The sequence below is a fragment of the Alteromonas sp. DY56-G5 genome, from assembly GCF_041414725.1.
In the GTDB taxonomy this organism is placed as follows: domain Bacteria; phylum Pseudomonadota; class Gammaproteobacteria; order Enterobacterales; family Alteromonadaceae; genus Alteromonas; species Alteromonas macleodii.
Genome location: NZ_JANHZQ010000027.1, coordinates 29,723 through 32,467, shown reverse-complemented (window position 1 = coordinate 32,467; position 2,745 = coordinate 29,723). Strand labels below are relative to the sequence as shown.

Annotated in this window: 1 protein-coding gene and 3 tRNA genes; 1 reads left to right on the top strand and 3 read right to left on the bottom strand. The window is 42.6% G+C overall.

Annotated elements, in window-relative coordinates; all coding sequences use genetic code 11:
• Window positions 1-3: 3 nt before the first annotated feature.
• The 3 genes from NO989_RS13740 to gltX all read right to left on the bottom strand — a co-directional run bounded on the left by NO989_RS13740 (window position 4) and on the right by gltX (window position 1,743).
• Window positions 4-79, bottom strand: a tRNA-Glu gene (locus tag NO989_RS13740).
• Window positions 80-172: 93 nt separating this feature from the next.
• Window positions 173-248 (bottom strand) — tRNA-Ala (locus NO989_RS13735).
• Window positions 249-333: 85 nt separating this feature from the next.
• A complete protein-coding gene (gltX, locus tag NO989_RS13730) occupies window positions 334-1,743 on the bottom strand; it encodes a glutamate--tRNA ligase (RefSeq protein ID WP_014948924.1) in 1,410 nt (469 codons plus the stop codon).
• A 930-nt stretch (window positions 1,744-2,673) separates the two neighbouring features.
• On the opposite strand from gltX, the gene NO989_RS13725 reads away from it, so the two are divergent.
• A tRNA-Val gene (locus NO989_RS13725) sits at window positions 2,674-2,745 on the top strand.

Below are 2,745 nucleotides of genomic sequence, written 5' to 3'. Positions count from 1 at the left end.
ATATGGCGTCCCCTAGGGGATTCGAACCCCTGTTACCGCCGTGAAAGGGCGGTGTCCTAGGCCTCTAGACGAAGGGGACTGAATTCTTTCTTCGAAACTAAATTTTCGAATTTTTCAGTCCGAAGCTGCGTTAACAACTTCAGCCTATATCAAACCACGTCTCAATGTGACTTGGTGGAGCCAGGCGGGATCGAACCGCCGACCTCCTGCATGCCATGCAGGCGCTCTCCCAGCTGAGCTATGGCCCCATCATGGTACCAGTCATTTTGTGTGACTGTTCCGTGACAGCGGGGCGCATTCTAGGCATCCCCCCCTGTCATGTCAACGCTTTTTTTATGAATTTTCTCTGTTTGCTATAAAAGTAAGCGCTTTGTCGATTCTCTCGCCAATTTTCTCTTTTGAGATAAGATTCAACGTGATATCTAATGACGGTGAATTACCGCCACCTGTCACAGCTACACGCAGCGGCATACCTACTTTCCCCATGCCTACTTCCAATTCTTCGGCTGTACTATTTATAGCAGCCTGAATATTTTCCGGGTTCCACTCTTCAATTGCCATTAATTTATCTTTAGCAAGCTCTAATGGGCCGCGAGCGACTGGGCGAAGGTGTTTTTTTGCTGCGTTCGCATCAAAATCTTCATAGTCTTGATAAAAGTACGTAGAAATCTCAGCTAACTCTTTTAGCGTTTTTACTCTATCGGCCTGAATAGCAATTATAGATTCAAGCGCTGGGCCTGTCGTTAAATCAACATTCAACTCTTCAAAGTGCCATTTAGCGTGTGACGCAACTTCACTTGCTGGTAATGTCTTAATGTAGTGTTGATTCAACCAGATTAGCTTTTCTGTGTTAAATGCCGATGCAGATTGCCCAATGGCATCTAAGCTGAATTTCTCAATCATTTCATCAACTGAGAAAATTTCTTGATCGCCGTGAGACCACCCCAACCTAACAAGGTAATTAAGCACAGCTTGCGGTAGGAAACCATCATCGCGATATTGCATCACGCTTACAGCGCCATGACGCTTAGATAACTTCTTGCCGTCATCACCTAAAATCATAGAAACGTGAGCATATTCTGGAACAGGTGCACCAAGCGCTTCAAGAATATTGATTTGACGTGGCGTGTTATTAATATGGTCTTCACCACGAACTACGTGAGTAATACCCATATCCCAATCATCAACAACTACACAGAAGTTATATGTAGGGGTACCGTCAGAGCGCTGAATAATAAGATCGTCTAGCTCAGTATTGCTAATCTCGATTTTTCCACGCACGTGATCATTAATTACCACTTTACCTTCTAAAGGGTTTTTGAAGCGGATAACAAAAGGCTGACCTTCTGGATGATCCGTTCTGTCTCTCCACGTACCTGGGTAGCGAGGCTTCTCACCACGTTCTTTTTGCGCTTCACGAATCGCATCTAACTCTTCAGAGCTCATAAAGCATTTATACGCTTTACCTTCATCCAAAAGCTGCTGAATAAGTTCTTTATATCTATCGAAACGCTCAGTCTGATAGATTGGACCCGTATCCCACGTTAAACCTAACCATTGCATTCCGTCTAGAATGGCCTGCTTTGCTTCTTCAGTTGAACGCTCGATATCTGTATCTTCAATACGAAGAACAAACTCGCCGCCTTTGCTTTTAGCAAGAAGCCAAGAATAAAGCGCAGTTCGTGCGCCGCCAACGTGAAGATAGCCTGTTGGGCTGGGTGCAAATCGTGTAACAACCGACATGGTCACTCTCTATTGTTAATGTATTTCTAAAGTTGAGCGCATTCTACCAGTGTAAGCGCGACTTCAAAAGTAAGATAAGAATAGAAGGAAAAAGAAATCTCTTGAAGTAGTTTAGATGGTACGAAGAAAGTGAGTTATAAAGTGGACAGACACTTATTGTTGAAGCCCACTTTTTCAAAATTCATTTCTTGCTGAAGTGGACACACACTCAGATAAGTCCAACGATCAGAGAGTGACAGAACCGATAATAGCTTCAAAAAAGTAAGTGGGTGTCCGAAAAGACCAGGTACTTTGAATAAAAAGATACTGCACGCACTTTATCAGGTTTACGTGAGTGTCTGTCCTTTCTCCTTCTCTCCTTTGTTTTTTCGTTGCGTGTTTTTTAAGTGACTGTCCACTTGGTAATTCAATTGATACTTCAAGAATAAAGTAAGCACCACTTTTATTTGTGTTAGTTTTACTAGCGTTAAGCTACGAAAAAATAAGTGGGTGTCCACTTTGCGCTTGCACTTTGTCCTTGTTTGCCACTTCTTCTTTTAAAAAATGAGTGTGTGTCCATTGTGCGAAGCCAATTTAATTATATGTTTGTGGTAAATAAGTAACTGTCCACTTCAATTACACCCAACCTCCATTTCAACTTCTAGTAAAAAACAAGTGTCTGTCCACCCAAGCTCCCGTTTCAACTCTTAGTAAGAAGCAAGTGTCTGTCCAATTCCAACCGATTCGAAAAAAACCACGCTGCAGTTTTTGTTTATCAATGAATTCAGAATGCGATTAAAAACGCTGTTCTTTTCATCAATTTAGTTAAGATGCAGCCAGAGTGTCTAAAATTCGGGCACACAGTCATTTTTCTTTAATTTTATTGTTGACACTAACGGAACCGACTCTATAATACCGCCCCACTTGCTTAGGCAAGCTTTAAAGAAATATGGACGCTTAGCTCAGTTGGGAGAGCATCGCCCTTACAAGGCGAGGGTCACTGGTTCAAGCCCAGTAGCGTCC